This is a genomic window from Spirillospora sp. NPDC048823 (assembly GCF_043198445.1).
Taxonomy (GTDB): Bacteria; Actinomycetota; Actinomycetes; order Streptosporangiales; family Streptosporangiaceae; genus Spirillospora.
In genome coordinates this window covers 205,593-231,661 of sequence record NZ_JBICUT010000011.1, presented here as the reverse complement: position 1 = coordinate 231,661, position 26,069 = coordinate 205,593, and the positions used below count along the sequence as shown (strand labels likewise).

Annotated in this window: 29 protein-coding genes; 12 read left to right on the top strand and 17 right to left on the bottom strand. The window is 71.9% G+C overall.

Annotated elements, in window-relative coordinates:
- The first annotated feature begins 189 nt into the window (after positions 1–189).
- Both ACGFK0_RS25165 and ACGFK0_RS25160 read left to right on the top strand, forming a co-directional pair.
- Positions 190–405, top strand: coding sequence for a hypothetical protein (locus ACGFK0_RS25165; RefSeq protein ID WP_392908789.1), 216 nt, complete (start codon positions 190–192; stop codon positions 403–405).
- Positions 402–899 (top strand): nuclear transport factor 2 family protein, encoded by a 498-nt coding sequence (locus ACGFK0_RS25160; protein ID WP_392908787.1) that lies wholly within the window; start codon positions 402–404, stop codon positions 897–899. The genes ACGFK0_RS25165 and ACGFK0_RS25160 overlap by 4 nt, the downstream gene beginning before the upstream one ends.
- A gap of 32 nt (positions 900–931) precedes the next feature.
- Here the strand turns inward: ACGFK0_RS25160 and ACGFK0_RS25155 are convergent, their stop codons facing one another.
- From ACGFK0_RS25155 to ACGFK0_RS25145, 3 genes are all read right to left on the bottom strand, one after another.
- Positions 932–1,996: a hypothetical protein gene (locus ACGFK0_RS25155; RefSeq protein ID WP_392908785.1), complete on the bottom strand. Its 1,065-nt coding sequence runs from the start codon at positions 1,994–1,996 to the stop codon at positions 932–934.
- A gap of 105 nt (positions 1,997–2,101) precedes the next feature.
- On the bottom strand, positions 2,102–2,899 hold the full coding sequence (locus tag ACGFK0_RS25150) for a maleylpyruvate isomerase family mycothiol-dependent enzyme (RefSeq protein WP_392908783.1): 798 nt from the start codon (positions 2,897–2,899) through the stop codon (positions 2,102–2,104).
- Positions 2,900–2,937: 38 nt separating this feature from the next.
- Positions 2,938–3,789, bottom strand: coding sequence for an SGNH/GDSL hydrolase family protein (locus ACGFK0_RS25145; RefSeq protein ID WP_392908781.1), 852 nt, complete (start codon positions 3,787–3,789; stop codon positions 2,938–2,940).
- Positions 3,790–3,886: 97 nt separating this feature from the next.
- On the opposite strand from ACGFK0_RS25145, the gene ACGFK0_RS25140 reads away from it, so the two are divergent.
- Positions 3,887–5,107, top strand: coding sequence for a PucR family transcriptional regulator (locus tag ACGFK0_RS25140; RefSeq protein WP_392908779.1), 1,221 nt, complete (start codon positions 3,887–3,889; stop codon positions 5,105–5,107).
- 58 nt (positions 5,108–5,165) lie between these two features.
- Positions 5,166–5,765, top strand: a complete 600-nt coding sequence (locus tag ACGFK0_RS25135; protein ID WP_392908777.1) for an RDD family protein — start codon at positions 5,166–5,168, stop codon at positions 5,763–5,765.
- Positions 5,766–5,784: 19 nt separating this feature from the next.
- On the opposite strand, the gene ACGFK0_RS25130 is transcribed toward ACGFK0_RS25135, so the two are convergent.
- Complete coding sequence (locus tag ACGFK0_RS25130) at positions 5,785–6,198, bottom strand: STAS domain-containing protein (RefSeq protein ID WP_392908774.1); 414 nt, start codon at positions 6,196–6,198, stop codon at positions 5,785–5,787.
- Positions 6,199–6,317: 119 nt separating this feature from the next.
- On the opposite strand from ACGFK0_RS25130, the gene ACGFK0_RS25125 reads away from it, so the two are divergent.
- A complete protein-coding gene (locus ACGFK0_RS25125; RefSeq protein ID WP_392908772.1) occupies positions 6,318–6,563 on the top strand; it encodes a DUF2630 family protein in 246 nt (81 codons plus the stop codon).
- A gap of 45 nt (positions 6,564–6,608) precedes the next feature.
- Here ACGFK0_RS25125 and ACGFK0_RS25120 read toward each other — a convergent pair whose 3' ends face one another.
- The 8 genes from ACGFK0_RS25120 to ACGFK0_RS25085 form a co-directional block, all read right to left on the bottom strand.
- Positions 6,609–8,714: a xanthine dehydrogenase family protein molybdopterin-binding subunit gene (locus ACGFK0_RS25120; RefSeq protein ID WP_392908770.1), complete on the bottom strand. Its 2,106-nt coding sequence runs from the start codon at positions 8,712–8,714 to the stop codon at positions 6,609–6,611.
- Positions 8,711–9,688, bottom strand: coding sequence for an FAD binding domain-containing protein (locus tag ACGFK0_RS25115; protein ID WP_392908768.1), 978 nt, complete (start codon positions 9,686–9,688; stop codon positions 8,711–8,713). Before ACGFK0_RS25115 ends, ACGFK0_RS25120 begins: the two co-directional genes overlap by 4 nt.
- Entirely contained in the window at positions 9,685–10,245 is a 561-nt protein-coding gene (locus tag ACGFK0_RS25110) for a 2Fe-2S iron-sulfur cluster-binding protein (RefSeq protein WP_392908766.1), read from the bottom strand. The genes ACGFK0_RS25115 and ACGFK0_RS25110 overlap by 4 nt, the downstream gene beginning before the upstream one ends.
- A 53-nt stretch (positions 10,246–10,298) precedes the next feature.
- Positions 10,299–11,165 (bottom strand): aldolase, encoded by an 867-nt coding sequence (locus ACGFK0_RS25105; RefSeq protein ID WP_392908764.1) that lies wholly within the window; start codon positions 11,163–11,165, stop codon positions 10,299–10,301.
- A gap of 37 nt (positions 11,166–11,202) precedes the next feature.
- Positions 11,203–11,589: a phage holin family protein gene (locus ACGFK0_RS25100; protein ID WP_392908762.1), complete on the bottom strand. Its 387-nt coding sequence runs from the start codon at positions 11,587–11,589 to the stop codon at positions 11,203–11,205.
- 62 nt (positions 11,590–11,651) lie between these two features.
- The gene (locus ACGFK0_RS25095; RefSeq protein WP_392908760.1) at positions 11,652–15,041 is read right to left on the bottom strand and encodes an AAA family ATPase; all 3,390 of its coding nucleotides are present in this window, start codon (positions 15,039–15,041) and stop codon (positions 11,652–11,654) included.
- A gap of 240 nt (positions 15,042–15,281) precedes the next feature.
- Positions 15,282–15,638 (bottom strand): hypothetical protein, encoded by a 357-nt coding sequence (locus ACGFK0_RS25090; RefSeq protein WP_392908758.1) that lies wholly within the window; start codon positions 15,636–15,638, stop codon positions 15,282–15,284.
- Positions 15,635–16,015: a hypothetical protein gene (locus ACGFK0_RS25085; RefSeq protein ID WP_392908756.1), complete on the bottom strand. Its 381-nt coding sequence runs from the start codon at positions 16,013–16,015 to the stop codon at positions 15,635–15,637. The genes ACGFK0_RS25090 and ACGFK0_RS25085 overlap by 4 nt, the downstream gene beginning before the upstream one ends.
- Before the next feature lie 321 nt (positions 16,016–16,336).
- On the opposite strand from ACGFK0_RS25085, the gene ACGFK0_RS25080 reads away from it, so the two are divergent.
- Together ACGFK0_RS25080 and ACGFK0_RS25075 are read left to right on the top strand one after the other, a co-directional pair.
- Positions 16,337–16,909: an RNA polymerase sigma factor gene (locus ACGFK0_RS25080; protein ID WP_392908754.1), complete on the top strand. Its 573-nt coding sequence runs from the start codon at positions 16,337–16,339 to the stop codon at positions 16,907–16,909.
- Entirely contained in the window at positions 16,906–17,769 is an 864-nt protein-coding gene (locus tag ACGFK0_RS25075) for a hypothetical protein (protein WP_392908752.1), read from the top strand. The genes ACGFK0_RS25080 and ACGFK0_RS25075 overlap by 4 nt, the downstream gene beginning before the upstream one ends.
- Before the next feature lie 60 nt (positions 17,770–17,829).
- On the opposite strand, the gene ACGFK0_RS25070 is transcribed toward ACGFK0_RS25075, so the two are convergent.
- Both ACGFK0_RS25070 and ACGFK0_RS25065 read right to left on the bottom strand, forming a co-directional pair.
- Positions 17,830–18,054, bottom strand: a complete 225-nt coding sequence (locus tag ACGFK0_RS25070; protein WP_392908750.1) for a DUF397 domain-containing protein — start codon at positions 18,052–18,054, stop codon at positions 17,830–17,832.
- Positions 18,051–18,920 (bottom strand): helix-turn-helix domain-containing protein, encoded by an 870-nt coding sequence (locus ACGFK0_RS25065; RefSeq protein ID WP_392908748.1) that lies wholly within the window; start codon positions 18,918–18,920, stop codon positions 18,051–18,053. Before ACGFK0_RS25065 ends, ACGFK0_RS25070 begins: the two co-directional genes overlap by 4 nt.
- A gap of 178 nt (positions 18,921–19,098) precedes the next feature.
- On the opposite strand from ACGFK0_RS25065, the gene ACGFK0_RS25060 reads away from it, so the two are divergent.
- A complete protein-coding gene (locus ACGFK0_RS25060) occupies positions 19,099–19,893 on the top strand; it encodes an ATP-binding protein (protein WP_392908746.1) in 795 nt (264 codons plus the stop codon).
- Here ACGFK0_RS25060 and ACGFK0_RS25055 read toward each other — a convergent pair.
- The gene (locus ACGFK0_RS25055) at positions 19,861–20,388 is read right to left on the bottom strand and encodes an NADAR family protein (protein ID WP_392908744.1); all 528 of its coding nucleotides are present in this window, start codon (positions 20,386–20,388) and stop codon (positions 19,861–19,863) included. The genes ACGFK0_RS25060 and ACGFK0_RS25055 overlap by 33 nt on opposite strands.
- Before the next feature lie 145 nt (positions 20,389–20,533).
- Here ACGFK0_RS25055 and ACGFK0_RS25050 point away from each other — a divergent pair, with 145 nt between their 5' ends.
- The gene (locus tag ACGFK0_RS25050; protein ID WP_392908742.1) at positions 20,534–20,659 is read left to right on the top strand and encodes a hypothetical protein; all 126 of its coding nucleotides are present in this window, start codon (positions 20,534–20,536) and stop codon (positions 20,657–20,659) included.
- Positions 20,660–20,766: 107 nt separating this feature from the next.
- On the opposite strand, the gene ACGFK0_RS25045 is transcribed toward ACGFK0_RS25050, so the two are convergent.
- The gene (locus ACGFK0_RS25045) at positions 20,767–21,825 is read right to left on the bottom strand and encodes a LacI family DNA-binding transcriptional regulator (RefSeq protein ID WP_392908740.1); all 1,059 of its coding nucleotides are present in this window, start codon (positions 21,823–21,825) and stop codon (positions 20,767–20,769) included.
- Between the two features lie 184 nt (positions 21,826–22,009).
- On the opposite strand from ACGFK0_RS25045, the gene ACGFK0_RS25040 reads away from it, so the two are divergent.
- Genes ACGFK0_RS25040 through ACGFK0_RS25030 form a run of 3 tightly spaced genes read left to right on the top strand, consistent with a single transcriptional unit; the run spans position 22,010 to position 25,082 of the window.
- Complete coding sequence (locus ACGFK0_RS25040) at positions 22,010–23,161, top strand: Gfo/Idh/MocA family protein (protein WP_392908738.1); 1,152 nt, start codon at positions 22,010–22,012, stop codon at positions 23,159–23,161.
- Positions 23,158–24,285: a dihydrodipicolinate synthase family protein gene (locus ACGFK0_RS25035; protein WP_392908736.1), complete on the top strand. Its 1,128-nt coding sequence runs from the start codon at positions 23,158–23,160 to the stop codon at positions 24,283–24,285. Before ACGFK0_RS25040 ends, ACGFK0_RS25035 begins: the two co-directional genes overlap by 4 nt.
- Positions 24,282–25,082: a sugar phosphate isomerase/epimerase family protein gene (locus tag ACGFK0_RS25030; RefSeq protein ID WP_392908734.1), complete on the top strand. Its 801-nt coding sequence runs from the start codon at positions 24,282–24,284 to the stop codon at positions 25,080–25,082. The genes ACGFK0_RS25035 and ACGFK0_RS25030 overlap by 4 nt, the downstream gene beginning before the upstream one ends.
- Positions 25,083–25,109: 27 nt before the next feature.
- Here the strand turns inward: ACGFK0_RS25030 and ACGFK0_RS25025 are convergent, their stop codons facing one another.
- Complete coding sequence (locus ACGFK0_RS25025; RefSeq protein ID WP_392908732.1) at positions 25,110–26,015, bottom strand: WD40 repeat domain-containing protein; 906 nt, start codon at positions 26,013–26,015, stop codon at positions 25,110–25,112.
- Between the last annotated feature and the right edge of the window lie 54 nt (positions 26,016–26,069).

Sequence of the window (26,069 nt, the reverse complement as noted above, 5' to 3'; positions counted from 1 at the left end):
GTTAAGAGAATCTAGCAACCGCTTGGTCAGATGGGAAGAGGGCAAGTTTTGCCAGGTCAGCACGGTCCAGGTCACCGGAACCGATGTCCTGGGCCTCCCGGGCAACGTGATAGAACGTTTTCCTGCCATAGAGGGGAGCAACGATGCGTGTCGGTCTGGTCACACCGGTGGTGGCGCAGCCGCCCGGCCATGCCGCCTGGGAGCCCGACGCGGGCATCGAGGACGTCGCCCGGGTCCCGCTGTGGATCGGCGGCCGGCGCCGCGCTGACCCGGCTGCGCGAGGCCGGCGCCACGATCGCGGGCGTCCGGCTGGCGTCCTCGTCGCCCGGCCACCACTGCGAGCAGCTCGCCGCGCTCCGCGACCTGGCGGGCGACTACGCGCTGACCTTCGAGGAGAAGCTGTGACCTCCGCCGAATCCCGCCTGGCCGCCATCGAGGAGCGCCTGCGCGCCCTGGAGGACGAGCGGGAGGTCACCCGCCTGATCCTGTCCTACGGGCCCCTGGTCGACAGCGGCTGCGCCGGCGACGTCGCCGCCCTCTGGGACGAGGACGGCGTCTACGACGTGGACGAGATCCCGATGACCGGCCGGGCCGAGATCGAGACCATGGTCCGCTCCGCGCACCACCAGCGCTGGATCACCGGCGGCTGCGCCCACTTCGCCGGCCCGCCCCACGTCACCGTCGACGGCGACGAGGCCACCGCCGCCGGCTACACCCTCATGATCGTCAACTCCCCGGACGGGTTCGTCCTGCGCCGCGCCACCGCCAACCGCTGGCGCCTGCGCCGCACGCCCGGCGGCTGGCGGGCCGTCAACCGGACGAGCCGCGTCCTGGACGGCCGCGAGGAGGCCCCCGACCTCCTCGCGGCCCACTTCCCGGACGCCGTCCGCCACCACTGACCACCCGGCGCGGAACCGCGCCGGGTGTCAGGTCAGCGGAAGCGGTCGATGTTGAGCAGGTCCCCGGCGCCGAGGCCGACGCCCCACAGGGAACTGCTGTTGCCGATCTGCTCGAGGTCGTACATGTAGGGGTACCCGGGGGCGGGGGGACGCGGCACGCTGGTCCACGTGGCGCCGTCGTAGTGCCGGTAGTACGGGGACTGGCTGTCCTGCAGCCAGATGCCGCCCCGGCCGTCGGACGCGATGTCGCCGAGGAACCCGGCGTCGTCGGCGAACGTGCCCACCCGTTCGTACGGCGACGGCGTCTTGGTCGCGGTGAACGTGCTGCCGTCCCAGTGGACGAGTTGGGGCCCGGAGAACAGCGGGTCCATCGGAAGTGTGTAGAACCACACGTCGTCCGGGCCCACCGGGACGATCTGCAGAATCCAGTGGGGCCATTCACTCGGCAATGTCATGTGGTTCCACGACTCGCCGTCGTAGTGCCACAGGGCCGTTTCGCCGCCCGACGAAGGCGTGCCGCCCACCCAGACGTCCCTCGGCGTGCGCGCGGCGATGGCGTCCAGCAGGGTACCGCTGGGCACGGTCAACCCCTGGTCGGCCCACCCCCCGGCGCGATACCGGAACACCTTGGAGCCGTCGGCGCCGGATCCGGTGGACCAGGCGGAGCCCCAGCGGTCGATGGACACCGCCATGGGCGTGTCCGAGGGGTGGGGGACGGCCGTCCACGCGCGTCCGTTCCAGTGCAGGGACTTGGTCGTGGCGTCACCGCCGCCCTGCCCGACCGCCCACGCGTCGGCGAAGTGGCGGGCGTCGACGTCCACCAGTTCGGGTGCCGTTCCCTCGGGGACGGCCTGGGGCGTCCAGGCGCCGTCGTTCCAGCGCAGGACGAGCGGTTCACCGCCGGACGCCTGGCTGCCGACCGCCCAGGCGTTGCCGTGGCTCGGCGCGGTGACGCCGTACAGCGCGGGGCCCACCAGCCCGGTGACCGGGACGTGCCTCCATTCTCCGGGTGGCGCGTCGGCGAACGCGGGGACGGGACTCACCAGCACGGCGGCGACCGCAAGCGGTACGACACGCCGGACGAGCGTGGATTTCATGAGACGGACTCCTCCCAAGAGGAACGGGGTGACCGAACACTCCGCGCCAGTTTTGAGTGGCAAGGTCATTCTGTAAAGACGTCCGTCCCGTGTGGCCGGAAGCGGCTACGGGGTGATGGCCATGTTGGTGAGGACCCGGGTGGCGACGTCCTGGGCGCCGGCGGTGTCGACGGCGACGGCGTCGGGGGTGCAGCGGCCGGCGGTGAGGCGGACGTAGGTCTCCCAGCTCATGGCCAGCTCCGCGGTCGGCTTCCCGGGCTCGGCCCAGTGGCCGCGGCCGTCGTCGTCCACCCGGACGGCCACGTGGAAGTCGAGCGGGTCGGAGACCCTGAGCGCCACGGACCGGCCGGGCCCGGGCTTGGCCGTGCGGGCGACGATGCGGGGCAGCGCGGCGCTCATGAGGTCCCAGAAGCAGTGCGCGGCCGGCGCGTCGAGGTTCCCGGGGCGGCCGACCGCACGGCGGATGTCCTGTTCGTGGGTCCAGCAGTCCATCGCGCGGAACTTCATGAAGCGGGAGTAGGGGCCCTCCCTGCCGTCCGGGCACATGATGAGGCGGTCGGGGTCCATGCCGGGCAGTTCGGCCAGGCGGCGTTCGAGGGCGTCCGCCAGCTCGGCCGCCACCTGCGGGCCCGGGACGGCGCGGCGCACGTGGACGGCCTTCTCCAGCATCTGGCCGAAGTCGTTGCGGATGTGGTCGAACTCGGGGAGGTCGATGTCGGGCGAGGGGTCGCCCAGGAGGTCGAGCTCGACCCCGGCGAGATGGGCGAACTGGTCCTTGACCGTCCAGCCGGGACACTCGGTCGGCAGATGCCAGTCGGCCTCGCCGAGGGTTTCGGCGAGGCCGAGCGTGGAGCGGATCGTCTGTTCGTAGGCGGCGGTGGCGGCGCGCATCGGCTCGTTCATGGGAGGCCCCCTTCGTGGGCCTCAGAGCCTACGGTCCGTCAGGCGTTGAGGGCACTGTGGATGATGTTCGCGTAGGCGGCCTCACCGCGGGCGTTCGGGTGCAGGGGGGCGGCGAGGTTGACCGGGACGTAGCCCTCGATCCAGCGCTTGGACCCGGACTGGCACGCGTCGTGGCCCGCGCTGGGCGTGACGAGGTCGATGTAGGTGCCGCCGTGCGCGGTCGTCCGCTGCCGGATGACGCCGTTCATCGCGTTGACGGCGCCCTGGAGGAAGTTGGCGTCCGTGGGCAGGACGGGCTGGAGGGGCCAGCAGCCGTTCGGCTTGATGTAGAGGCCGTATCCGGTGACGACGATGTGGGCCTTGGGGGAACGGGCGCGGATGCCGTCCAGGACGGCCGACAGCCTCGGGCCGAGTTCGGCGGTGCGCTGGGCGACCTCGTCCTCGAACTCCCCCTTGCACGGGGTGGCCCACGGCTCGAGGTTGATGCAGTCCTCGGCGACGCCGACGAGGCCGACGTCGTTGCCGCCGATCGTGAGGGTGACCAGTGTCGTGGACGCGGTGAGCGCGTCGAGCTGGGGCGGGACCGTCCCGGTGTCGACGCCGCCCACACTGGTGCTCTGCGGCTCGGTCATGTGCTTGGTCTTCGCGGCGCTGCACGTGACGTCGCGGAGGTTCGCGCCGAGCTTGTCCGCCAGCTCGTGCGCGTAGTTGCCGGTGGACCGCCCGCATCCGATCGGGCCGGTGATGTCGGGGATGAGCGGCCCGGAGGCCATCGAGTCGCCGAGGGCGACGTACTCCACGGAGGCGGCCTGCGCCGGGGCCGCGGTGACACCCAGGGCCGCTCCCGCCAGAACGACCGCGCCGACCATGCCATTGAACAGACGCTTCATACCGAACTCCCGGCGTCATGGACGATGTCGCCGTGATCGTCCAGAATCTGCACAGACCGTTCAATTGGCCTGAAATCAGACTTTTTCGGGAGCCGTTGTGACGCGGGACAACACGGTTCAAAACGGCGGGCCGGCCCTGTGCGTCGCTGGCCGGCCCATCGCGCCCCGTCTGCGCGCGCGAGTCCCGCGGCTGACGCGCGGCGTCCTCGCGCGGCTGCTCGCCGAGCTGCCCGTCTACGCGGAGCTTCCGCAGGAGGAGATCGCCGGGGACATCGCCGGGATCGTCCAGCACAGCCTGCGGCAGTTCGCCGACGTGGTGGAGCGGCGCCGTCCCGCCCGTCCCGGGGAGTTCGGCCGGCAGCGCGATTCGGCGGCGCTGCGGGCCGAAGAGGGCGTCCCGCTGGACGCGATCCTCACCGCGTACAACATCGGCGCGGCCATGGCGTGGGACGAGCTGACCGCCGGCGCGGAGCCGTCCGACCTGGCGGCGGTCCAGGAGACGCTGGGGTACTTCCTCGACTTCCAGCGGCTGCTGATCTCGGCCGTCAGCTCCGCCTACCTGGAGGTCCGGCAGATCATCGACAGCCAGGAGCACGGCGGGCGGCACGCCCTGATGACCGCGCTCCTGGCCGGGGAGACCGTGGAGCACACGGGGCGGCGGCCGGCGCCGCGGTACGCCGTGCTGAGCCTGGCGTTCGGCGCGCACCCCGATGAGCGGGGCTCCGGCCAGCGCGCCAGGGTCGCCGCCCGCCGCAAGATCCGCCGGGTCCGCACCGTTCTGGACGACGTCGCCGACGAGCCCGCCCTCACCGCCCTGGACGCCACGGGCGGGACGGCCCTGCTGCCCTTCTCCGCCGGCTGGCACGTCCTGCGCGACATGGTCGCGAAGGCCGCCGAGGCCGCCGGCATCCGCATCACGGCGGCCGCGGAGATCACCGGCCCGGCGGGCGTTCGCGCCGCCGTGGCCCAGACCGCGGAGATCATGGATCTCGTCCGCCGCGCCGCCCGGCCGCCCGGCCTGTACCGGCTCGCCGACGTCCTGCTCGACTACCAGCTCAGCCGGCCGAGCGGCGCCCTCGCCGGGCTGGCGGGCCTGCTGGCGCCGCTCGACCGCAAACCCGAGCTGCTGCACACCCTGGAGCGCTACCTGGCGTTCGACCTGGACCGGCGGACGACGGGGGCGGCGCTGCACGTCCACCCGAACACGGTGGCCTACCGGGTCCGGCGCATCAGCGACCTGACCGGCCTGGACCCGGCGCGCCCCGGCGACCTGCAACTGCTGAACGCGGCCCTGGTGGCCCGCCGGTCACTCGGTTAGGGCCGGCGTGTGCCGTTCGCGCGCGCTTCACGCGAGCGTGATGGTTTGATGAACGACCGTGAGCTCCCCACCCATCTTCGTCGAGCCCGGTGCCCCCTCGCCCGGGGACGGCGGTCCCGTCATCGTCCTGGCGAGCGGGCGGCAGCGGGCCGCGGCCCGCCTGATCGACGTCGTGGCCGTGGCAATGGCGATGATGGCACCGCAGTCCCTGCTGATGGGCGGGATCATCGGGCTGGACGGCCATGAGATCCCGGCCGGGCTGATGATGGCCATGGCGCTGGCGGCCCTGCTCGTCATGATCTGGCTCTGTCTGTTCCTGAGGGTCTTCCGGCTGGTCCTGTGGGGCTGCACGGTCGGGCAGCGGATCGCCGGCCTCCGCGTGGTCAGGCTGGCCGACCTCCGGTTCCCCGGCTGGAAGGAGTCGTTCCGCCGCTGGCAGCCCACCTGGGGGTCCCACGTCTCCCCCGGTACCGGCCCGTGGAGCGACCTGCTCGCCTACCGCCGGGACGAGCGGACCCGCCGCTGCCTGCACGACCGGGCCGCCGGAACCGTGGTGATCCGCTTCGCCGGGGACGAGCCGGTGCGCCGGGCCCTTCTCGCCGCGACCCTCCCGGTCATGGGGCTGGCGATCGTGCCCGGCTTCCTCCTGATCGGCTGAGGTCCGCGGGGCCGGGTCGTCAGGTGCGGGGGCGGCAGTGGATCTGCAGGCCGGGGGTCGTGTTCCAGCCGATCAGCCTGAAGAGCCTGTCGATGTGCGACGACACCCCGTGCAGGACGAGCATGCGGTCCCGTGCGTCCAGGTCCCGGGCGGTGAGGGCGAGGGCGCGCAGGCCGGCGACGTCGATGAAGTCGACGCCGGCCAGGTCGGCGTGGACGTCGCCGGGCCCGCGGTCCTGGACGGTGTGGAGGACCCGCGTCACGTCGGGGGCGTTCGAGACGTCGATCTCCCCCGTCATCAGCAGCCGGGGCGCCGACGCCGCGGTGGCGACGCGCAGCAGCGCGGTGTCGTGTTCGACCATGTCGTAGCGGGGAGACGCCCGCTTCCCGGACTCGAGGCCGCCCTCACCGTCGGTGATCCGCCAGACCGTCATCCGCTCCTCGCCTCGGCCGGGGCGCCGCTACCGGTGGCGGCCCCGTATGTGCCAGGCTCTCATCTGTCGGCACCTTCTGAACCCCACCGGCCCGGAAAACCATCATCGGGAGCCAATTCATGGACGAAAAGGCGATCCTGGAACGGATCAACGAGTTCATCGAGGAGGAGCACGCGCTGCGGAGGGCCCACGAGCGCGCGGAGACCGGCGACGCCGACACGCGGCAGCGGCTGCGGCAGCTCGAAGTGGCGCTCGACCAGTGCTGGGACCTCCTCCGCCAGCGGCGGGCCCGGATCGATGCGGGACAGAACCCCGACGAGGCCCAGGTCCGTCCCGCCGCCGAGGTCGAGGGCTACCGGCAGTAGGCGGCCACCCGGCCGGCTCGGCCGAACCGGGCGTCCGGCCGCCGGTCAGAGGTCGGGGAGGAGCCTGGCCGGGGTGATGGGCAGTCCGCGGACGCGGATGCCGGTCGCGTGGTGGACGGCGTTGCCGACGGCCGCCGCGGCGCCGACGATGCCGATCTCGCCGATGCCCTTGGAGCCCATCGGGTTCAGGTGCGGGTCCGACTCCTCCACCCAAACGGCTTCGACGTCGCGGACGTCGGCGCAGACCGGGACGTGGTACTGGGCGAGGTCGCGGTTGAGGTGGTCCCCGAACTCCGCGTCCATGACGCTCTCCTCCAGCAGCGCCATCCCGATGCCCATCGTCATGCCGCCGATGAACTGGGAACGGGCCGTCGTCGGGTTGATGATCCGCCCGGCGGCGAACACGCCGAGCATGCGGCGGACGCGGACCTCGCCGGTGTCGGCGTCCACCTCCACCTCGGCGAACTGCGCGCCGAACGCGTGCCGGGCGTACTCCTCCCGGTCCTTGAGCTCCGCGGTGGTGTCGGCGGACGCTTCCAGGCCCTCCGGCTGCACGGCGCCGTTCACCGTGTGGGGGGACGACCCCCCACGCCCCCCGGGAACCGCTGTGTTCATCCTCTCGCGCAGCGCCTCGCATGCGCGGACCACGGCCGTCCCCCAGCTCGCGGTCCCGGACGAGCCGCCCGCGACGGTCGCCTTGGGGAACGAGCTGTCGCCGAGCTCGACGGTCACGTCGCCGAGGTCCGCCTTGAGCGTCTCGGCGGCGATCAGGGCGAGGGCGGTGCGGGCGCCCGTCCCGATGTCGGCGGCGGCGATCCGGACGGTGAACGTCCCGTCGGGCTCGGCGCGGGCCGTCGCCCTGTTCGGGGACATGTAGGCGGGGTAGGTGGACGCGGCGACGCCCATGCCGATGCGCTTGCGGCCCTCCCAGCGCGTGCCGGGCGAAGGGGCGCGTCCGGCCCAGCCGAACCGGTCGGCGCCCTCCCGGAGGCACGCGACGAGGTTGCGGGAGCTGAACGGCAGGCCGCTGTCCGGTTCGTGGTCGGTGTCGTTGCGGATGCGGAGCTCGATGGGATCGATGCCGGCGGCGACGGCGAGTTCGTCCATGGCGGATTCGAGCGCGTACATGCCCGGGGTCTCGCCCGGGGCGCGCATCCACGACGGTGTGGGGACGTCCAGGCGGACGAGGCGGTGGGACGTGCGCCGGTTCGGGGCCCGGTACATGACGCGGGTGGGCGTCGCGGTCTGCTCGGCGAACTCCTGGACGGTGGACGTCTGCTCGACCACGTCGTGGAGCACCGCGTTCAGCCGCCCGTCGACGTCCGCGCCGAGCTTGATGTGCTGGATCGTCGGCGTCCGGTAGCCGGTTGTCGCGAACATCTGCTGGCGGGGCACGGCGAACTTGACGGGACGTCCCACGGCGCGTGCGGCCATCGCCGCGAGGACGACGTTCGGCTTGGGGACCCCCTTGGAGCCGAACCCGCCGCCGACGTGCGGCGCCACGACCCGTACCCGCGTCCGGTCGAGGCCGAAGGTCCTGGCGATCGTGCTCTGGACGGTGGATGAGCCCTGGGTCGAGTCGTAGAGCGTGAGGGTTCCGTCCTCGCTCCAGTCGGCGAGGGTGGCGTGCGGCTCCATCGGATTGTTGTGTTCGGCGGGGGTCGTGTAGGTGACGTCCACGCGCACGGCCGAGCTGCGGAACGCCGCCTGCGGGTCGCCTTGCTCGGTGTCGGCGGGGAAGACGGGATTCACCTTGTCGGGCTTGTAGCGTCCGGGATGGTCGTCGCGCAGCCGCACATCCGGTGTCTCCGATGCGTAGTCCACCTGGACGAGGCGTGCCGCCTCCCGGGCGGTTTCGAGCGTCTCGGCCACCACGGCCGCGATGAACTGGCCTCGGTAGGAGACCGTCCGAGACTGGAACAGGGCCAGTTCGCCTTCCGGTTCGCCGTCGAGCCGGGGGGCGTCCTCGCAGGACAGGACGGTGAGCACACCGGGCAGCCTCAGCGCCGCCTCGGTGTCGACGGACCTGACCTCACCTCGTCCGATGCCCGCCTGGACGGCGGCCGCGTACGCGACGTCCTCGACGGGGTACTCGAAGGCGTAGAGCGCCTCCCCCGTGACCTTCTCGCGGCTCTCCAGCCGTTCGGTCATGACGCCCCCTCCCCCAGTTCCGTGAGCATCCGGACGATCAGGTTGCGCGCGAGCGGCACCTTGTAGGCGTTGTCGCGGAGCGGCTCGGCGGCCTCCAGTTCGGCCTCGGCGGCGCGCAGGAACGACTCCCGTGTCGCCGCCGCCCCCCGCAGGGCCTCTTCGGCGCGGCGGGCACGCCACGGCTTGTGCGCGACGCCGCCCAGCGCCAGCCGGACGTCCCGTACCTCGCCGCCGTCCACGTCCAGCGCCGCCGCTATCGACACCAGTGCGAACGCGAACGACGCGCGCTCCCTGACCTTGCGGTAGCGGGACGGCATGCCGATCGGCGGAACCTCGACCGCCGTGACAAGGTCGCCTGGTTCGAGGACGGTGTCGCGTTCTGGCTCGTTGCCGGGCAGGCGGTGGAACTCGTCCATGGGGATGGTCTTCTCGCCCGCGCGGCCCTGGACCCGGACGGATGCGTCCAGGGCCGTCAACGCCACCGCCATGTCGGACGGGTGGGTCGCCACGCACGCCTCCGAATGGCCGAGGATCGCCAGGTTGTGGTGCTCGCCCTCGCGTGCGGGGCATCCGCTGCCTGGACGCCGCTTGTTGCACGGCTTGGACGTGTCCTGGAAGTAGGAGCACCGTGTGCGTTGGAGGAGGTTGCCGCCGACGGTCGCCAGATTGCGGATCTGTCCGGACGCCCCTGACAGGACGGCCTGTGTCAGCACGGGATGCCCTTCACGCACCGTCCGGTCTGCGGCGAGGGCACTGTTGCTCACGGCCGCGCCGATACTGAGGCCGCCGTCCGGTTGCAGCTGGATCTGGTCATACGGAAGGTGCGCGACGTCGACGACCCTGGCCGGCTCTTCGACGCCGAGCCGCATCAGGTCGACGAGGTTGGTTCCGCCACCCAGGTAGAGGGTTTCGCCGTCGTGTCGCGCCAGGGCGTCTTCGGCGCTGGTGGCACGCTCATACGCGAAGGGCCTCATGCTTCCGCCGCCTCTCCGCGCCGTGCCCGCTCCTTCTCGGACGCCTCCCTCAGCGCGGCGACGATGCCGGTGTAGGCGCCGCACCGGCACAGGTTGCCGCTCATCCGTTCGCGTATCTCGTCGTCGTCCAGTACGGGGTCGGCGCCGAGGTCCTCGGTCACCGCGCTGGGCCAGCCTTGCCCGGCTTCGTCGAGCACACCCGTCGCAGAGCACAGCTGGCCGGGAGTGCAGTACCCGCACTGGAACGCGTCCTGCTCGATGAACGCCTCCTGGACTGGGCTGAGCCGTCCGTCCCGCGCGAGCCCTTCGACGGTGACGATCTCGGCTCCGTCGTGGGCGACGGCCAGCGCGAGGCATCCGTTGGCGCGGCGCCCGCCGATGAGGACGGTGCACGCGCCGCACTGCCCGTGGTCGCAGCCCTTCTTCGAGCCCGTCAGCCCGAGGTCCTCGCGCAGCACGTCCAGGAGGGACGCGCGGGTGTCGACGCTGAGCCGGTGCTCCGTCCCGTTCACGACCACGGCGATCTCGGCGTTCACCGGGGTGGCTTCGGTGTCCATGACCCGCCCCTACCCGGGATCTCAGGAGTGAGTCGGGCGCCGGGGGGCGCCGGTCAGAGGACCTCGACGGCCGCGTCCACGGCCGCGCGCACGTCGCCGCCCGGCGGGTACAGCAGCGACCGGCCCGCGACGAGGCCCCGCACGCCCCGCATGCGCATCGCCCGCCGCCAGCCGTCCAGCACCTCCCGCGAGTCGCCCGCGACGTCGCCGCCGAGCAGCAGCGCGGGCAGCGTCGTCGCCGCCATCACCCGCTCCATCTCCGGCACGACCGGGACCTTCAGCCACGTGTACGCCGACGTGACGCCCAGCCCGGACGCCACCGACACCGCCCGGATCATCGCCTCCGGCGTCAGCAGGTTCCGGACGCGGCCGTCGACCGGGTGCGAGACGAACGGCTCCACCAGCGCCATCAGCCGGTGCCGCGCGAGCCCCGACACCGCCCGCGCGCAGGACTCCAGCGTCCGGGCGGTCGCCGGGTCCGCGTCGTCGATCCGCAGCAGCATCTTGCCGCCGTCCAGCCGGGACGCGGCGATCGCGTCGGCGTCGTAGGCGGTGAACCGGTCGTCGATCTCGAACGCCGTCCCCGCCAGCCCGCCGCGGTTCATCGAGCCGATCGCGAGCCTGCCGTCCAGGACGCCGAGCAGCATCAGGTCTTCGAGGATGTCGGGGGTACCGAGCACGCCGTCCACTCCGGGACGCTCAAGCGCGACGCAGAGCCGGTCGAGCAGCTCGCCCCGGTCGGCCATCGCCACCGGGTCGCCGCCCACCGCGAGCGCGCCCCGCGCCGGATGGTCCGCCGCGATGATCATCAGTTTGCCGGACGCACCGGGCGGCGCGTCCCGGCGCGTCCGTCCCGCCGCCGCCTCCGCGACCGCCTCCGGCCGCTCGGCCCGCACGTCCGCCAGCTCGCTGATGCGCACGCCGCCGAGTCTGCTGATGATCACAGACGCGTGTCAATCAGCCGGCGTCGGAGTCGCCGGTGTCGGAGAGGATCTCCACGACCTGGCGTGCCGTGTCGGTGGGCAGCGGCGCCGGCAGCCCCTTCCACTTGCGGGACGCGGCCATCGCCGCCGCGCCGGCCCCGCTCCCGTACACGGCGGCGGCGACGAACGACGCGATCTCCGGCGGCAGCTTCTTCTCCAGCAGGAGCACGTTCATCCGGTAGGTGGCGGCCGTCGCGAGCATCCCGAAGGCGCCGGCGACGGCGCCCAGCCGCAGCGCCGGGATGCGCTGCCGCGCCTTGTCCAGCATCTCCTGTTGCGCCGCGTCGACCACCCGCCTTGCGAGCAGGAGGTTCTGCTCCAGCGGGCCGTCGACCTCCGCGGGTTCGCGCGACTCCGTCATGACCTCGCCTTACCCAAAGGAATACGAAGGAATCTTGACGAACCCGGAGCAGCCTCCCCCGGTCAGGCCGGTGACCGCTCCCCCTCCGGCGCGGGACGCGGGCCGGGGATCATGAGGGTGTGGCGCTCATCCCGGGTGAGCCGCCGGAACACGCGGCTCCTCGCCCGCTCGACGAGCGCCGCGCCGTCGGTCACGGGCTCCCAGATCCGTACGGTCTCGTCGTGGGAGGCGGTGGCCAGCTTCGTCCCGTCGGGTGACCAGGCGACGTCCCACACCTCGTCGGTGTGGACGGCCGCCACGCACAGTTCCCGTCCCGCCCGGGGATCCCAGAGCCGGACGGTCCGGTCGGCGGACGCGGTCGCGATCACCTCACCGTCGGGCGACCACGCGATCGACCACACCCAGCCGTCGTGCCCGGTCAGGACGGCGGTCTCGGTGCCCTGCGCGGCGTCCCAGACCTGCACTTCGCGATCCTTGGACAGGGCCGCGAGGTATCCGCCGTCCGGCGACCAGGCCATGGCCCGGACCGCACTCTGCGGCACGTTCAGCAGCATGACCTGCAGACCGGTCCTGGCCTCCCAGATCCGGACCGTCCCGTCATGGGACGCGCCGGCGATCCGCTCACCGTCCGGCGACCAGGCGACGGCGCGCACGGTGTCCTCATGCCCGCGCAGCACGAGGGGCTCCGCGTCGCCGCGCCCGTGCACCCGGATCGTGCGGTCGTCGGACGCCGAGGCGAGACGTTCGCCATCGGGCGACCACGCGACGGCCCGGACCGAGTCGCCGTGGCCGCGCAGCACCGTCTCCTCACCGCCGTCGGCGGCGTTCCAGATCCGCACCGTCCGGTCGCGGGACGCGGTCGCCACCCGTTCCCCGTCCGGCGACCAGGCCACGTCCCACACCTCGTCGGTGTGGCCCCGCAGGACGACGGGCCCGCCATCGGCCCAGATCCGGGCCGTGCCGTCGTAGGACGCGGACGCGAGCCGGCCGCCGGCGGACCAGCCGACCGCCACGACCGCGCCCTCATGGCCGCGCAGCACGGTGATCTCGGCGGCGCGCTCGGTGTCCCAGAACCGGACGGTCTGGTCGTCGGAGCCGCTGGCCAGCCGGGCGCCGTCCGGCGCGAACGCCGCCGAGCGCACGGCGTCGCCGTGCCCGCGGAACACGCCCAGTTCGGTGCCGTCGGCCGCCGACCAGAGCCGGATCGTCCGGTCATGGGACGCGGTGGCGAGCCGCCCGCCGTCCGGCGACCACGCGACCGACCACACCATGTCGCCGTGCCCGCGCAGCACCGGCTCGGACGCGCCGGTCTCGGCGTCCCACACCCGGGCCGTCCGGTCGTAGGAGGCGCTGGCCAGCCGGGCGCCGTCCGGCGACCAGGCGACCATCCGGACGGTGTTCTCGTGCCCGCGCCACACCGCCAACTCGCGGCCGGTCTCCGCGTCCCAGACGCGGACCGTCCGGTCGTCGGAGCCGCTCGCGATCCGGGTGCCGTCCGGCGACCAGGCCACGTCCCTGACCCAGCCCCCGTGACCGCTCAGCGTCGAGGACGTCCCGTCCGGGACGTCCCAGATCCGGATGTCGCCGTCACGGGACGCGGAGGCGACACGCGTGCCGTCCGGTGACCAGGTGACCGACCACACCATGTCGCCATGCCCGCGCAGCAGCGCGACCCGGGCTCGGGACGCCACGTCCCACACGCGCACCGTGCCGTCGTCGGAGGCGGACGCCACCCGCGACCCGTCAGGCGACCAGGCCACCGACGAGACCGTGTGCTCGTGCCCTCTCAGCACGGCGATCTCACCCCCGTCCAGCCCCCACACCCGGACGGTGTGGTCCGACGACGCGGTCGCCAGCCGCGAACCGTCGGGCGACCACGCCACCGCCCAGACCTTGTCGTCATGGCCGCGCAGCACGCCGCGCATCCGGGACACCGCGAACCCGGCCGACAGCGCCCGCCTCGCCAGCGGCGTCGGCGCGCACTCCTCATGCGCCGCCAGGGCCAGCAGGAGGCTGTGCTCGGGATCGGTCTGGAACGCGGTCAGCGCCTGCCTCGCGATCGAGTCGGCGAGCCGCCGCATCGCCACTCCGTCCGACCGGTGGGAGATCTCGACGAACTCGATGACGAGCGGCTCGACGGCGGCCAGCCCCTCCGCCTCGTCGATCCACTTGCGCGCCCCGGTGAGCCGCTCCCCGCGCAGCAGGTACGCCTCCTGGCGTCCGTAGCGGTCCCACTCGGCGGCCCACTGCTCCAGATCGGCGATCCGGCGCAGCACCTCGGCGTGCAGCGCGATCGTCTGCCGCAGCGGCGCCCACGCGGAGAACAGCGCCTCGTGCGAGACCTCGAACACCGCGTCCTCGCCGTCCCGCCCGCTGGTGCACAGCCGCTCCCGGACGAACGCGTCCACGACCAGCCGCCCCGCCTCGTCCAGCTCACCGCCGGGCACCGGCCTCCGCGTCGGCCGCCCGTCGGTGAACCTGACGAACTTCAAGAGCGTCTGCAGGACGGGCGGCGCCGGCTCCACGTCCTCCAGCTCCCGCATCAGCCGGTCGGCCCGCCGCGTCAGCGCGCCGTCGACCCCGCCCGTCCGGCGGTAGTCCTCCAGCGTGATGGTTCCGTTCCGCCCGACGTGCAGGTACAGCTCGTGCAGCAGATACGCGAGCAGCGGCAGCGCCGTCCCGTCCCCGGTCTCGTCGGCCATCTGCGCGACCAGCTCGGGAGGCTCGAACGTGATGCCCGCCCGCTCCGCCGGCTCGCGGATCACCGTCCGCAGCGCCGCCCGGTCGAGCGCCGTCACCGTGAACGGATGCCGGAACATGCCGGCGGACCCGCCGCTCAGGAACGCCGTCAGGAACTCCGCTCGGAACACGAAGACGACCCACAACTTCAGATCGGCGTCAAGCGCGTCGCGGAGCATCGCGAGGAAGGCGTCACGCTGACCGTCCTCCGTCAGCGTCAGCAGCTCCTCGGCCTGATCGACCACGATCAGCACGGACCGGTTCCGGCGCCCCCGCCGCAGCGCGTCCACCCGCCGCCGGAGCCGCCCGGGCTCCCGCCGCAGCTCCTCCGCGATCTCCTCGGCATCCGCGCCGAGCACGTCCGCCAGGCAGTACGCCAGACACCGGAACGGATCGTCCTCCGGAGTCATCGGCGGAACCACCACCCACCGCCGCTGCTGCACCAGCCTCGGCAGCAGCCCCGCGTACAGCAGGGACGACTTCCCCACACCCGAGGGCCCCGTCACCGGGATCGACCGCGGCTCGCTCCCCGGCCTCAGCCGCTCCACCAGCTCCTGGATCTCACCGTCACGCCCGAAGAAGACGCCGTCGTCGTCCTCCGTGAACGCGTCCAGCCCCGGGTACGGCGACCGGTCGCCCTTCCACCCCGGCCGCGCGAGGTTCCGCCGCTCCTGCCCCTTCTCCCAGGCCAGCACGAGCGGAATCAGCAGCATGCACACCACGATGACCGGAAGCGCTCACTCCTGAACGACATGCGTGGTCTGTGGCGAAGCCTGCAACGCAAGCCCCAGCAACGCCACCAGCAGGATCATCAGATACCCGGGAAAAACCGGCCCCTGCCGCCGCCGCATCAACCGTCCTCCACCCCGCAATGCGAACCGAGAGCTCACCCCATGCTACGTCCGCACCCCCCCAAATGATCACCACACCCGCGTCTGAGAAGGGCGGAGCTGTCAGCCGTCGGTGTCCTTGGGACGACGGGGCGACGCGTACACGATCCACACGGTGCGGTCATCACCGTCGATCAAGTAGCGGACGCGGCCGCCACTCGTGACCTCGTACTCCCACTGCTCCAGATCACGACCATTGTGCTTACGCGTGGCGAGTTCGCCGCGAAGCCGATGCTGCCGTCCGTGATTGGCGCAGGAACGCGGATCGGAGCGAAGTAAGTCAAGGCAGCGGCGCGTGTTGGCCAATGCCAGCCGGCACAGTTCCTCCCACCCCCGCGCCGCATCGCCGGTACCGAACCGTACGTCCCATTCGCCATCCGGAGGCGGAACCGTGACCCTGTCGCCTCGCTTGGGACTCACGGGTGGACCTCCACCGGGCCGAAGTCCCCGCTGGTAGGCCGCACGGCGTCTTCGTACTGCCGGGGGTCGGCCTTGATTCGCGCCGTGGCTCGCCATCCAGCGATCACCTCGTCGATGGACGAACCAAGGTCGAGTTCCGCCGCATCCGAGAGGGCCTCGACCAGCTCCACGGTGAACGCACGCACCTCCTCAGTGCTGAGGTGGCGTACCCACGGAAACACATCGGGCATGGCAAGCAGCAGGTCACGGGCGCCTGCATCGCGCTTCATCAGAGCGAGAAAGATCCGGGAGGCGGTCGCCAGCGTTTCATCCCGCTGCTCCTCCCGGTCGGCATCCGTCAGGTAGAAATCCGGCGCGTCCCGATGGGTGATACGCACCCGCCCGAGCCTAGAGGCTCGCTCAGCGACGGCTCGCGGATTACGAGACAGGTCAGAGAAGGTCACCGAATCTGAAGGGGGCGTCGCACTCATGCCACAAGGATATCAGAACGTATTCTGATGTCTGACCTCGCGCGCACTTGGGCTTGCCACCCACTCGGCGAGGGCGATACGGCCGCACCGCCCATGCTGCGTCCGGTAACGATCGCGGGGGGGATCTCGGCGCTCACCGTCTCGGGCGAAATGCTGGGCGGGGTCCGGACATGTGCTGTGCGTCCGGTCATTCCGCCGCCCCCGGGGCGTGCGACGAAAGGAGAGGGCTTGCCATCCCCTTTGGAGGACTCCCATCCGCCCGGCGACAGGCGGCGCCGGTTCGAGGAGATCTACACCGCCAACCGCGCCCGGATCCTCGGGTACGCGCTGCGCCGCACCGCCGACCCGCAAGACGCGGCCGACGTCCTGGCGGAGACGTTCCTGACGGCCTGGCGCCGGCTCGACGACGTCCCGCCGGGCGAGCAGGCGCGGCTGTGGCTGTACGGGGTGGCCCGCCGGGTGCTGGCCAACCACCACCGCGGCGAGCGCCGTAGGTCGGCGCTGGCCGCCGACCTCGGCTCCCGGCTCAGCGACGGCCTGGCCGTCCACGAACTGGCCGGCGGAGACCTGACCGACGTGGCCTCCGCGTTCCGGAGCCTGCCGGACGCCGACCGGGAGCTGCTGTCCCTGGTCGGCTGGGAGGGCCTGGACCACGGTGAGATCGCGACCGTCCTCGGCTGCTCCCGCAACGCGGTGCGCATCCGGCTGCACCGCGCCCGCCGCCGCTTCGCCCGCGCCCTGGAACGCACAAGCGCCACGTCCCCGTCAGGCACCCCGATCCCGCACGGAGAGCACGCATGAACCGCGACATCGACACCATGATCGCCGGGCTCGCCCCCATCACCGACCGGCGGGCCGGGGAACTGCTGACGGACGAGACGGCCGCCGACCTGGCCGACCGCATCACCGCCCACCCGGCCGAGCGGAACCGGCGGCGCCCGCTGCGCCTCATCATCGGCGTCCCCCTGGCAACGGCCGCCGCGGTCTGCGCGGGCGTGGCGCTCGCCGCGACCATCCCGGACGATGATGACCCCCGGCCGGGGAAGCCGACCCATGACATCACGCTGGCCGCGGCGGCGCTCACCGTCACGCCCAAGGGCGAGTACATCGAGGTCCGGGTCCGCGACCCGCTGGCCGACCCGGAGCGCTACCGCACCGAGTTCGCGGCTCTCGGACTGGACGTCAGCCTGAACCTGGTGCCGGCGTCCCCGTCCATCGTCGGCACGGTGGTGATGATGAGCACGAGCAAGGGCACCGGAGAACGCGACATCACGACCCTCACCGCCAAGGGCGAATGCGAGACCGGCGGCGGGGGCGACCAATGCCCGGTCGGCATCCGGGTCCGGACCGACTTCAAGGGCAAGGCCGAGATCGTCTTCGGCCGCGCGGCCCGACCGGGCGAGCAGTACGGCAGCAGCGCGCCGGTGACGGCACCCGGAGAGGCCATGCACGGCATGACCTTCCGGAACCACCGCGTGAGCGAAGTACTGGCAGCCCTGAAGAAGCGCGACGTAACGGTGCCCGAGTACCGCTCCATGACGGGAAACACGAGGAACGTCCTGCGTCCCGGCCAGGTCCCCCCGACGTGGTACGTCCATGACGGCGTCCCGTGGGCGAAGGACCAGGTCCTCCTCTTCGTAGGCCCCACCCCGTCCCGCTGACCCGCACAACGAACACGGCAACGCCCCTCGCGAATCCGGCGAGGGGCGTTGCCGTAGCCGTCAAAGGTCGTACGCGCCCCGCTTGATCTGCGACATCAGGGCGGACCACATGTCCCGCTCCAGGGCCAGGACGCCACCCTCCGGATCCTTGGAGTCACGCACCAGGTGGTGTGAATCGCGGACGCATGTCTCAACGCAACCGTTGGCGCCTTCGCTGTGGCTGCTCTTACGGAAGACAGTCCGGTCGAGAGGGAGGTTGGACACTTTGTCCCTCCATGTACTCATTGTCGCGCTAGTCGTTCGAGCATAGCCAGTGAGTCCTCGGGGCTCAGCGCCATGGCCGCCATCTGCTCGAACGCCAGCGAATACGTATGCACCTCCTTCTCGTCCTCGATGTACAGAGCGCTGGTCATATTCTCGACGTACACGACATTCGGCGTGAAGCGCTGGGGGAACCCCAAGACGGCGAAGCTGCCGACAACGCCAGGATGACCACCTGCGGCAACCGGCATGACCTGGAACATCACGTTAGGCAGGTCGGTCAACTCGATGATGCGGCGATACTGAGCCCGCATCACCTCCGGGCCACCGATGACACGCCTCAGCGCCGTCTCGTCCAAGATCGTCCAGAGTCGCGTCGGCTCCTCGCGTTCCACCCAGGCCTTCTGCCGCGCCATCCGAGCCGCGACGCGGCGCTCGACCTCCGACACGGGAGAGAACCGCATCAAGATCGATTTCGCCACGTGGTGTGTGTAGTCGCCGGTCTGCATCAGACCGTGCACAAGCCCCATCGTGTAGGAGTTGAGCCACTCGGCCTCGGCCTCCAGGCCCATGTACGTGGCGTAATCCGTGGGCAGGCTGTTCTCGTACGTGTCCCACCAGCCGCGTTGCCGCGTCGTCCGAGAGAAGCTGACGAGAGCCTCGGAGCGCGGTCCGCTCACACCATAGAGAGCGAGCATCTGCTGGACCTCGGCCGCTGTGACCCTGCGGAGCGCGTTCTCGATGCGCGACAGCTTGGTCTTGCTCCAACTGAGTTGCGCAGCGGCCTCTTCTAGATTCAGCGGCGTGTCGGCCTCTCGAAGTCTCCGCAACTCGCCGGCGAGGCGACGTTCACGGATGGTGGGCGGTCTGGCTGTCATGTGATCGAGCATGCCCACTCCGTAGTCACCCCTCAAGCGGTTTGGGCAAGTCTCCACAGAAGAATCTTGGGTTCTTTCCTTAAAACCGTTGCGGCACTGCTTTCGAGGGCGCACCATGTGACGCGATGCACACGAAGAGTGACCAAAGGGTCATGGCCGCAAGGAGCGGCCTCAAGGAGGTGATGCCCCGATGCTGATCGAGCGAGCTCCCAATCTGGCCGCGGGTGGGGCGTGTGCGTGGCGGTTGCCGGAGGACGAGAGCGGCCCGGCGACGGCGCGGAGGCTGTTGCGGCGGACGATGGCGCAACTCGACCTCGGCCGGGACGTGGTCGAGGACGGGGAACTCGCCGTGTCCGAGATCGCCACCAACGCGCTCCGCCACGGCAGGCCCGCGCCGAGCGACCGTCCACCGACGGTGCCCGAGCTGTGGATCTGGGCGCGAACCGTCCCCGCCCCGCAGCTCGTCGTCTCCGTCTTCGACTGCGCACGGACGTCGCTCCCCCGCGCGTCCACGGCCGGGCTGCTCGACGTGTGCGGGAAGGGGTTGCAACTCGTCCGCGAAGTCACGGCCGACTGGGGCAGCGCGCCGACACGGTCTCGCCTGGCCGATGGGTCCGTCCCAGGCAAGGTGGTCTGGTTCGCGCTCCCGCTGCCCCGGACCTGGCCCGGCCTGGGCTACAAGGTCCATCCCGGGACGGCCGCGCAATGCCTCCTGCTCAACGTCACCCGGCGCGGCTTCGAAGGGACCCGCAACACCGGCGAGGACGGCATATCCGTCGTCATACTCCCCGGCCTCAACGTCTGGGTCCACCCCGAGCACTTCTGCTGGCGCTCCGGCCCGCGCCGCTACCTCCGGCGCCCTCTCATCGACCTCCAGGAGACCACCGAACACATCGTCCACTACCTGGACAGCGTCTACACCTCGCCCCCTGTGAGCACGCTTGGGCCTCCGTCAGGGGGTCAAGGTGTCGCGGGTGGTCATTAGGGCGAAGCCCAGGAGGTTTTGGCCTCGCCAGGCGGTCACGTCTTCGGCGCGGGGGTCGTCGACGGTCAGGCCTATGCCCCAGATGCGGTCGAGGGGGCTTGCCTCTACGAGGACGCGGTTGCGGGTGCCGAGAAGGTAGTCGCGCAGGTCTGTGTTCTGGGCGAACTTCGCTTCGCTGCCTCTCGCGACTATGGCGACTCGGTGGTCTTGCCACGTTTGCTCGTCGAAGTTCCGGATGCTGCGGCCCAGGTCTTTCGCGCGGCCGGGGTGAGGGGCGGCGATGATGGCCGCGGCCGTTTCCTCGTCGCCGAAAAGGCGGGCCTTTTCGGCCATCATGAAGTGCTCGGCAGTGGCGTAGGTCACCCCTTCCACAATGAAAGGGGACGGCCACCATTGGCTGAGGTAGCCGGGGCCGGGGGTCTGATGTCCCCAGAAGAACAGGAACTTCAGGCGGGTGCCCTGGTTCTGGAGGCGGGTCAGCTCGGCTACGTCCATGGCAGGGAGAGTGCCACGGAGCGGAGGCGGGGGCGACTCGGTTTTGTGGCCTGGGCGGGCTTGCGGTCTAGACCATTTTGCGGAAACGGGCCGGTCATCGGGAACATCTGTTCCGATCGGCCCGAACAGGAGGACATCAGTAGCAATGAGCAACCCTCTGGCGAACCCTCGTCGCACCAAGATCGTCGCGTGGCCCGAGCGTCCTGTGGAATCGGACTCCGAGCGTCCCGCGGAGGCCGAGGCGAAAGAGGACGACCTCGCCGCGCGTTGAACGGTCATAGATGAGGGCCCGTCCGGATCTCCGGGCGGGTTCTTCGTCGTGTGGGGGCGGCGCGCCCGGCGGGTCCTGGACGGGGGGGACGGCGGGCGCGCCGCGGGTCATCGGGGTGGGGCCGTGCTGGCGCGCAGCACGACGTCGCCGGCGATGCGTTCGACACGGCTGCGGCGGGTGGCGGGTTCGCGGAGGGCGAGGCCCATCACGGTCTCGCCCATCGTGCGGAGCGGGAGCGCGACGGTGGTGAGGGGCGGGGTCAGGTCGCGGACGATCGGGATGTCGTCGAAGCCGGCGAGGGAGATGTCGCCGGGCACGGAGACGCCGTTGTCGCGGAACGCGGCGAGCGCACCGACCGCCATCACGTCGGTGACCGCGAACACGCAGGTCGGACGGGTTTCAGCGCGGAGCAGTCCGGTCGCGGCCGCGTAGCCGCCGTCGCGGGTGAAGGCGGCCTCGACGATGCGCTCGGCGGGGACGGCGACGCCCGCGTCCGCGAGGGCGCCGGTGAAGCCGGCGAGGCGGTCGGAGACGGTGGTGAGGGCGCGCGGGCCGGTCAGCACGCCGAAGTCGCGGTGGCCGAGGTCGAGCAGGGCGCGGGCGAGGTCGGCGGCGCCCTCGCGGTTCTGCGGCAGGACGGCGTCGACCTTGAGGCTGCGGTGCCGGGACAGGACGGCGACGCGGCCGCCGGTGCGCTGGTAGGGGTCGAGTTCGGCGGCCATCGAGCGCTCCCAGTCGCGGTCCTCGAAGCCGGAGCCGATGAGAAGGATCGCGCGGGCCCGCTGGGCGCGCAGCATCGCCACGTACTGGATCTCGCGGGCCGGGTCGCGGAACGTGCTGGCGAGCATCACGAGCATGCCGTGCTCGGCGGCGGTGTGCATCACGCCGTGGGCGACGGCGGCGAAGTAGGGGTCGCTGACGTCGTGGCAGATCACGCCGACGGACGTGCTGGACGCGCTGGCCAGCGCCTGCGCGTGCGCGTTCGGGGTGTAGCTGAGGCCGGCCGCGGACGCGAGCACCCGTTCGCGCAGGTCGGCCCGGACCTGCGCGGTCCCGTTGAGGACGCGGGACGCGGTGGCGAGCGAGACTCCGGCCTCCCGCGCGACGTCCTGCAACGTCACGTAGGCCCGGTCGGCGGCCCGATGTTCCTCCGCCGCTTCCGTCATCACCGCTCCCTCGACGCCGGCCTGCGCGGCGGGTCCTGCGGAGAGACCCTCTTGACCGCGCGTGCGACGCTTCCTACGGTACATCAGAAAGCGCTTTCTGAACGCGCTTTCCCGATCCCCGCTCCGGGCGCCGCCGGCGCAGCGGGCCGACCGGGAGATGCACGACAGGCTGGGAAGGAACGGGATGGCACGCAGGTCCATCGGGATCATCATGAACGGCGTCACCGGCCGGATGGGGTATCGCCAGCATCTCCTCCGCTCGATCCTCGCGATCAGGGAGCAGGGCGGGGTGCGCACGGAGGACGGCACCGTGCTGTGGCCCGAGCCCGTGCTCGTCGGGCGGAGCGAGGCCAAGCTGCGCGACCTCGCCGAGCGGCACGGCCTCACCGCCTGGACGACCGACCTGGCCGAGGCGCTGGCGCGTCCGGAGACCGAGGTCTACTTCGACGCGCAGGTCACCGGCGCGCGGGCCTCGGCGATCCGCGCGGCGGTCGCGGCGGGCAAGCACGTCTACACCGAGAAGCCGCTGGCCGAGGACCTGCAGGACGCGCTGGCCCTGGCGCGGCTCGCCGAGGAGGCGGGCGTGAAGCACGGCGTCGTCCAGGACAAGCTGTTCCTGCCGGGGCTGCTCAAGCTGAAACGCCTGGTGGACGGCGGTTTCTTCGGGCGGATCCTGTCGGTGCGCGGCGAGTTCGGGTACTGGGTGTTCGAGGGCGGCTGGCAGGAGGCGCAGCGTCCGAGCTGGAACTACCGGGCGGAGGACGGCGGCGGGATCATCCTCGACATGTTCTGCCACTGGCGGTACGTGCTGGACGGCGTGATCGCGCCGGTGCGGTCGGTCCAGGCGCTCGGGGCGACGCACATTCCCGAGCGGGTGGACGAGGACGGCAAGCCGTACGCCGCCACCGCAGACGACGCCGCGTACGGGATCTTCGAGCTGGAGGGCGGGATCGTCGCGCAGGTCAACTCGTCGTGGGCGACCCGGGTGTTCCGCGACGAGCTGGTGGAGTTCCAGGTGGACGGGACGGAGGGTTCCGCGGTCGCGGGGCTGCGGCGCTGCCGCGTCCAGCACCGGTCGATGACGCCGAAACCGGTGTGGAATCCCGATCTGCCCGCCACCGAGGATTTCCGGTCGCAGTGGCAGGAGATCCCCGACAACGGCGAGTTCGACAACGGGTTCAAGGCGCAGTGGGAGATGTTCCTGCGGCATGTGGCCGGCGACGAGGCGTTCCCGTGGGACTTCTACGCCGGGGCACGCGGCGTTCAGCTCGCCGAGCTGGGGCTGCGGGCGTGGCGCGAGGGCCGCCGCCTGGAGGTTCCGGAGCTGACCCGATGAAGATCGAACTTCCGGGCCTGGCCGCCCCGCACACCATGAACGAGCCGCGGACCTATCCGCCTCCGCCGGGGCCGAGCACGTCGCGGGTGGCCTACGCCGCCGCGCACGTCGTCCCGGATCCGGCCGGCGACTCGCTCGACTGGGACGCCACGCTGGCGTTCCGCCGCCACCTCTGGTCGTACGGGCTGGGCGTCGCGGAGGCGATGGACACGGCGCAGCGCGGCATGGGCCTGAACTGGGCGACGACCCGGAAGCTCATCGTGCGCAGCGGCCGGGAAGCGCTTTCGGACGGCGGCCGGATCGTCTGCGGCGCCGGCACCGACCAGCTGCCCCCGGGACCGGCCTCGCCGGCCTCGGTCGTCGCCGCCTACGAGGAGCAGCTCGCGGTGATCGACTCGGTCGGCGCCGTCCCCGTCCTGATGGCGAGCCGCCACCTGGCCGCCGCCGCACGCGGCCCGGACGACTACGCCTCCGTGTACGGGCGGCTGCTGTCCCAGGTCAGGCGCCCGGCCGTGCTGCACTGGCTGGGGCGGATGTTCGACCCGGCCCTCGACGGCTACTGGGGCTCACCCGACCTGGACGCCGCCGCCGACGCGCTCCTCGCCCTGATCACCGACCACGCGTCCCGGATCGACGGAGTCAAGATCTCGCTGCTGGACGCGGAACGCGAGGTCGACTTCCGCCGCCGCCTGCCGTCCGGCGTCCGGCTCTACACCGGCGACGACTTCCACTACCCGGAACTGATCAAGGGGGACGGCCGAGGGCACAGCGACGCGCTGCTCGGCGTCTTCGACCCCATCGCCCCCGCCGCCGCAGCCGCCCTGCAGGCGCTCGACGACGACGACACCGCGTCCTATGCGGAGATATTCGCGCCGACGGTGCCGCTCGCCCGTCATCTGTTCGAGGCCCCGACCCTCTACTACAAGACGGGTGTGGTCTTCCTGGCCTGGCTGACCGGCCATCAGCGGCACTTCCGCATGGTCGGCGGGCTGGAGAACGCACGGTCCGTCCCGCACATGGTCCGCCTCTTCCAGCTCGCCGACGCCGCCGGTCTCTACCCGGACCCCGACCTCGCCGCGACCCGGATGCGCGCGTGGCTGACCGTCCAGGGGGCCATCCGATGAGGTTCAGCCTCAACCAGTGGACGACCCGGCACTGGCCCATGCCCGACCTCGCCGCCGGCTGCGCATCGGCCGGAGTCACGGGTGTCGGCCTGTGGCGGGAGCCCGTCGCCGAGTACGGCCTGGCCCGCACGGCCAATCTCGTCCAGGACCACGGCCTGACGGTCACGTCCCTCTGCCGGGGCGGCTTCTTCCAGGAGCAGGGCGCACTGGACGACAACCGCCGCGCCATCGAGGAGGCCGCCGCGCTGGGCGCACCCGTCCTGTGCCTGGTCAGCGGCGGGCTGCCGGACGGGACCCGCGACCTCGACGGCGCCCGCGCCCGCGTCGCCGACATCATCGCCGAACTCGCACCGTACGCCGGGGACCACGGCGTCCAGCTCGCGATCGAGCCGCTGCACCCGATGTACTGTTCCGACCGCTGCGTGGTCTCGACCCTGCGCCAGGCGCTGGACATCGCCGCACCGCACCCGTCCACCCAGGTCGGGGTCATGATCGACACCTACCACCTGTGGTGGGACCCGGACGCCTGGGACGGCATCGCCCGCGCGGGCGCGGAGGGCCGGCTGGCCCTCTTCCAGGTCGCCGACTGGGTGACCCCGCTCCCGGAGGGCGTCCTCACGGGCCGCGGCATGCTCGGCGACGGCTGCGTCGACCTGCGCCGCTTCCGCGAGGCCGTCGACGCCACCGGCTACACCGGCCCGATCGAAGTGGAGATCTTCAACGACGCCCTGTGGGCCATGCCCGGCCCGTCCGCCCTCGCCCTCACCCTCTCCCGCTACACCCACCACGTCCTATGACGCCCGTGCCGGGGCGGGGTGCTTCGCCTAGCCACATAGGCGGGTTGTGTAGAGGCCTTCGTCGGTGGCCGTCAGGAGGGTGCCGTCGGGGGTCAGGGCCAGGTCGTTGACGGGGGCCGGGACCTTGATGCGGTGGGACGGCTCCGAGGTCGCGGTGTCCCAGGCCAGGACGGTTCCGGGGTCGTCCCGCAGGGCGGCGGTGACGAGGAGGCGGCCGCCGGTCAGGGCCGCGGCGATCTGGTCGCACGGGGACGGTGCCGCCAGGTCGGCGAGCCGGTCGCCGTCGAGGCCGCGGACGTGCAGGGCCGAAGGGGCCGGCTGGACGAGGACCAGGCCGTCCGGGGACGGGGCCAGTACCGCGTGGGCCGGGAGGGTGGTGATCTCGTCGCCGCGTTCCACGTCCAGGACGGTGACGGCGGAGTCGCCGGGCAGGCCGACGAGGGGGCCGGTGGAGGGGGTGGCGTGCAGGATCCAGCGGTCGATGGCGGTCTGGTGGCCGAGCCAGAGGGGGAACTCGGTCAGGCGGTCGCCGGTGAGGGCGTCCCAGACGACGACTTCGGCGTCGTTGGCGGGGCCGAAGACGGCGACGACGGCGCCGCGGCCGGTGTGGACGGCGAGGCCGACGAGTTCGGGCTGGCCGTCCAGGGACAGTTCGTGGCCCGTTTCCAGGTGGTGGACGTGGACGCGGTCGCGGTGCGTCCAGGCGACGACGGGGGAACCGGCGGGGGCGCCGAAGGCCCATTCGGCGCGTTCGGCGGGAAAGTCGGGGACCGGCGGGCCGAGCGCGAGGCCCGTCGCCGGGTCCCATGCCTGGCCGGCGTTCGCGCCGAATCCGGCCTGGGAGGCGAAGGCCAGCGGCGGCCCCTCGGCGGTGGCGGCGACGCTGTCGAACGCTCCGTGCGCCAGCAGGTCCGCCAGCACGCTTTCCGGCATGCGAGGGAGCGTAAGGCACCCGGCGGGGATCCTCCACGGAGTCCCGGAAAGTCG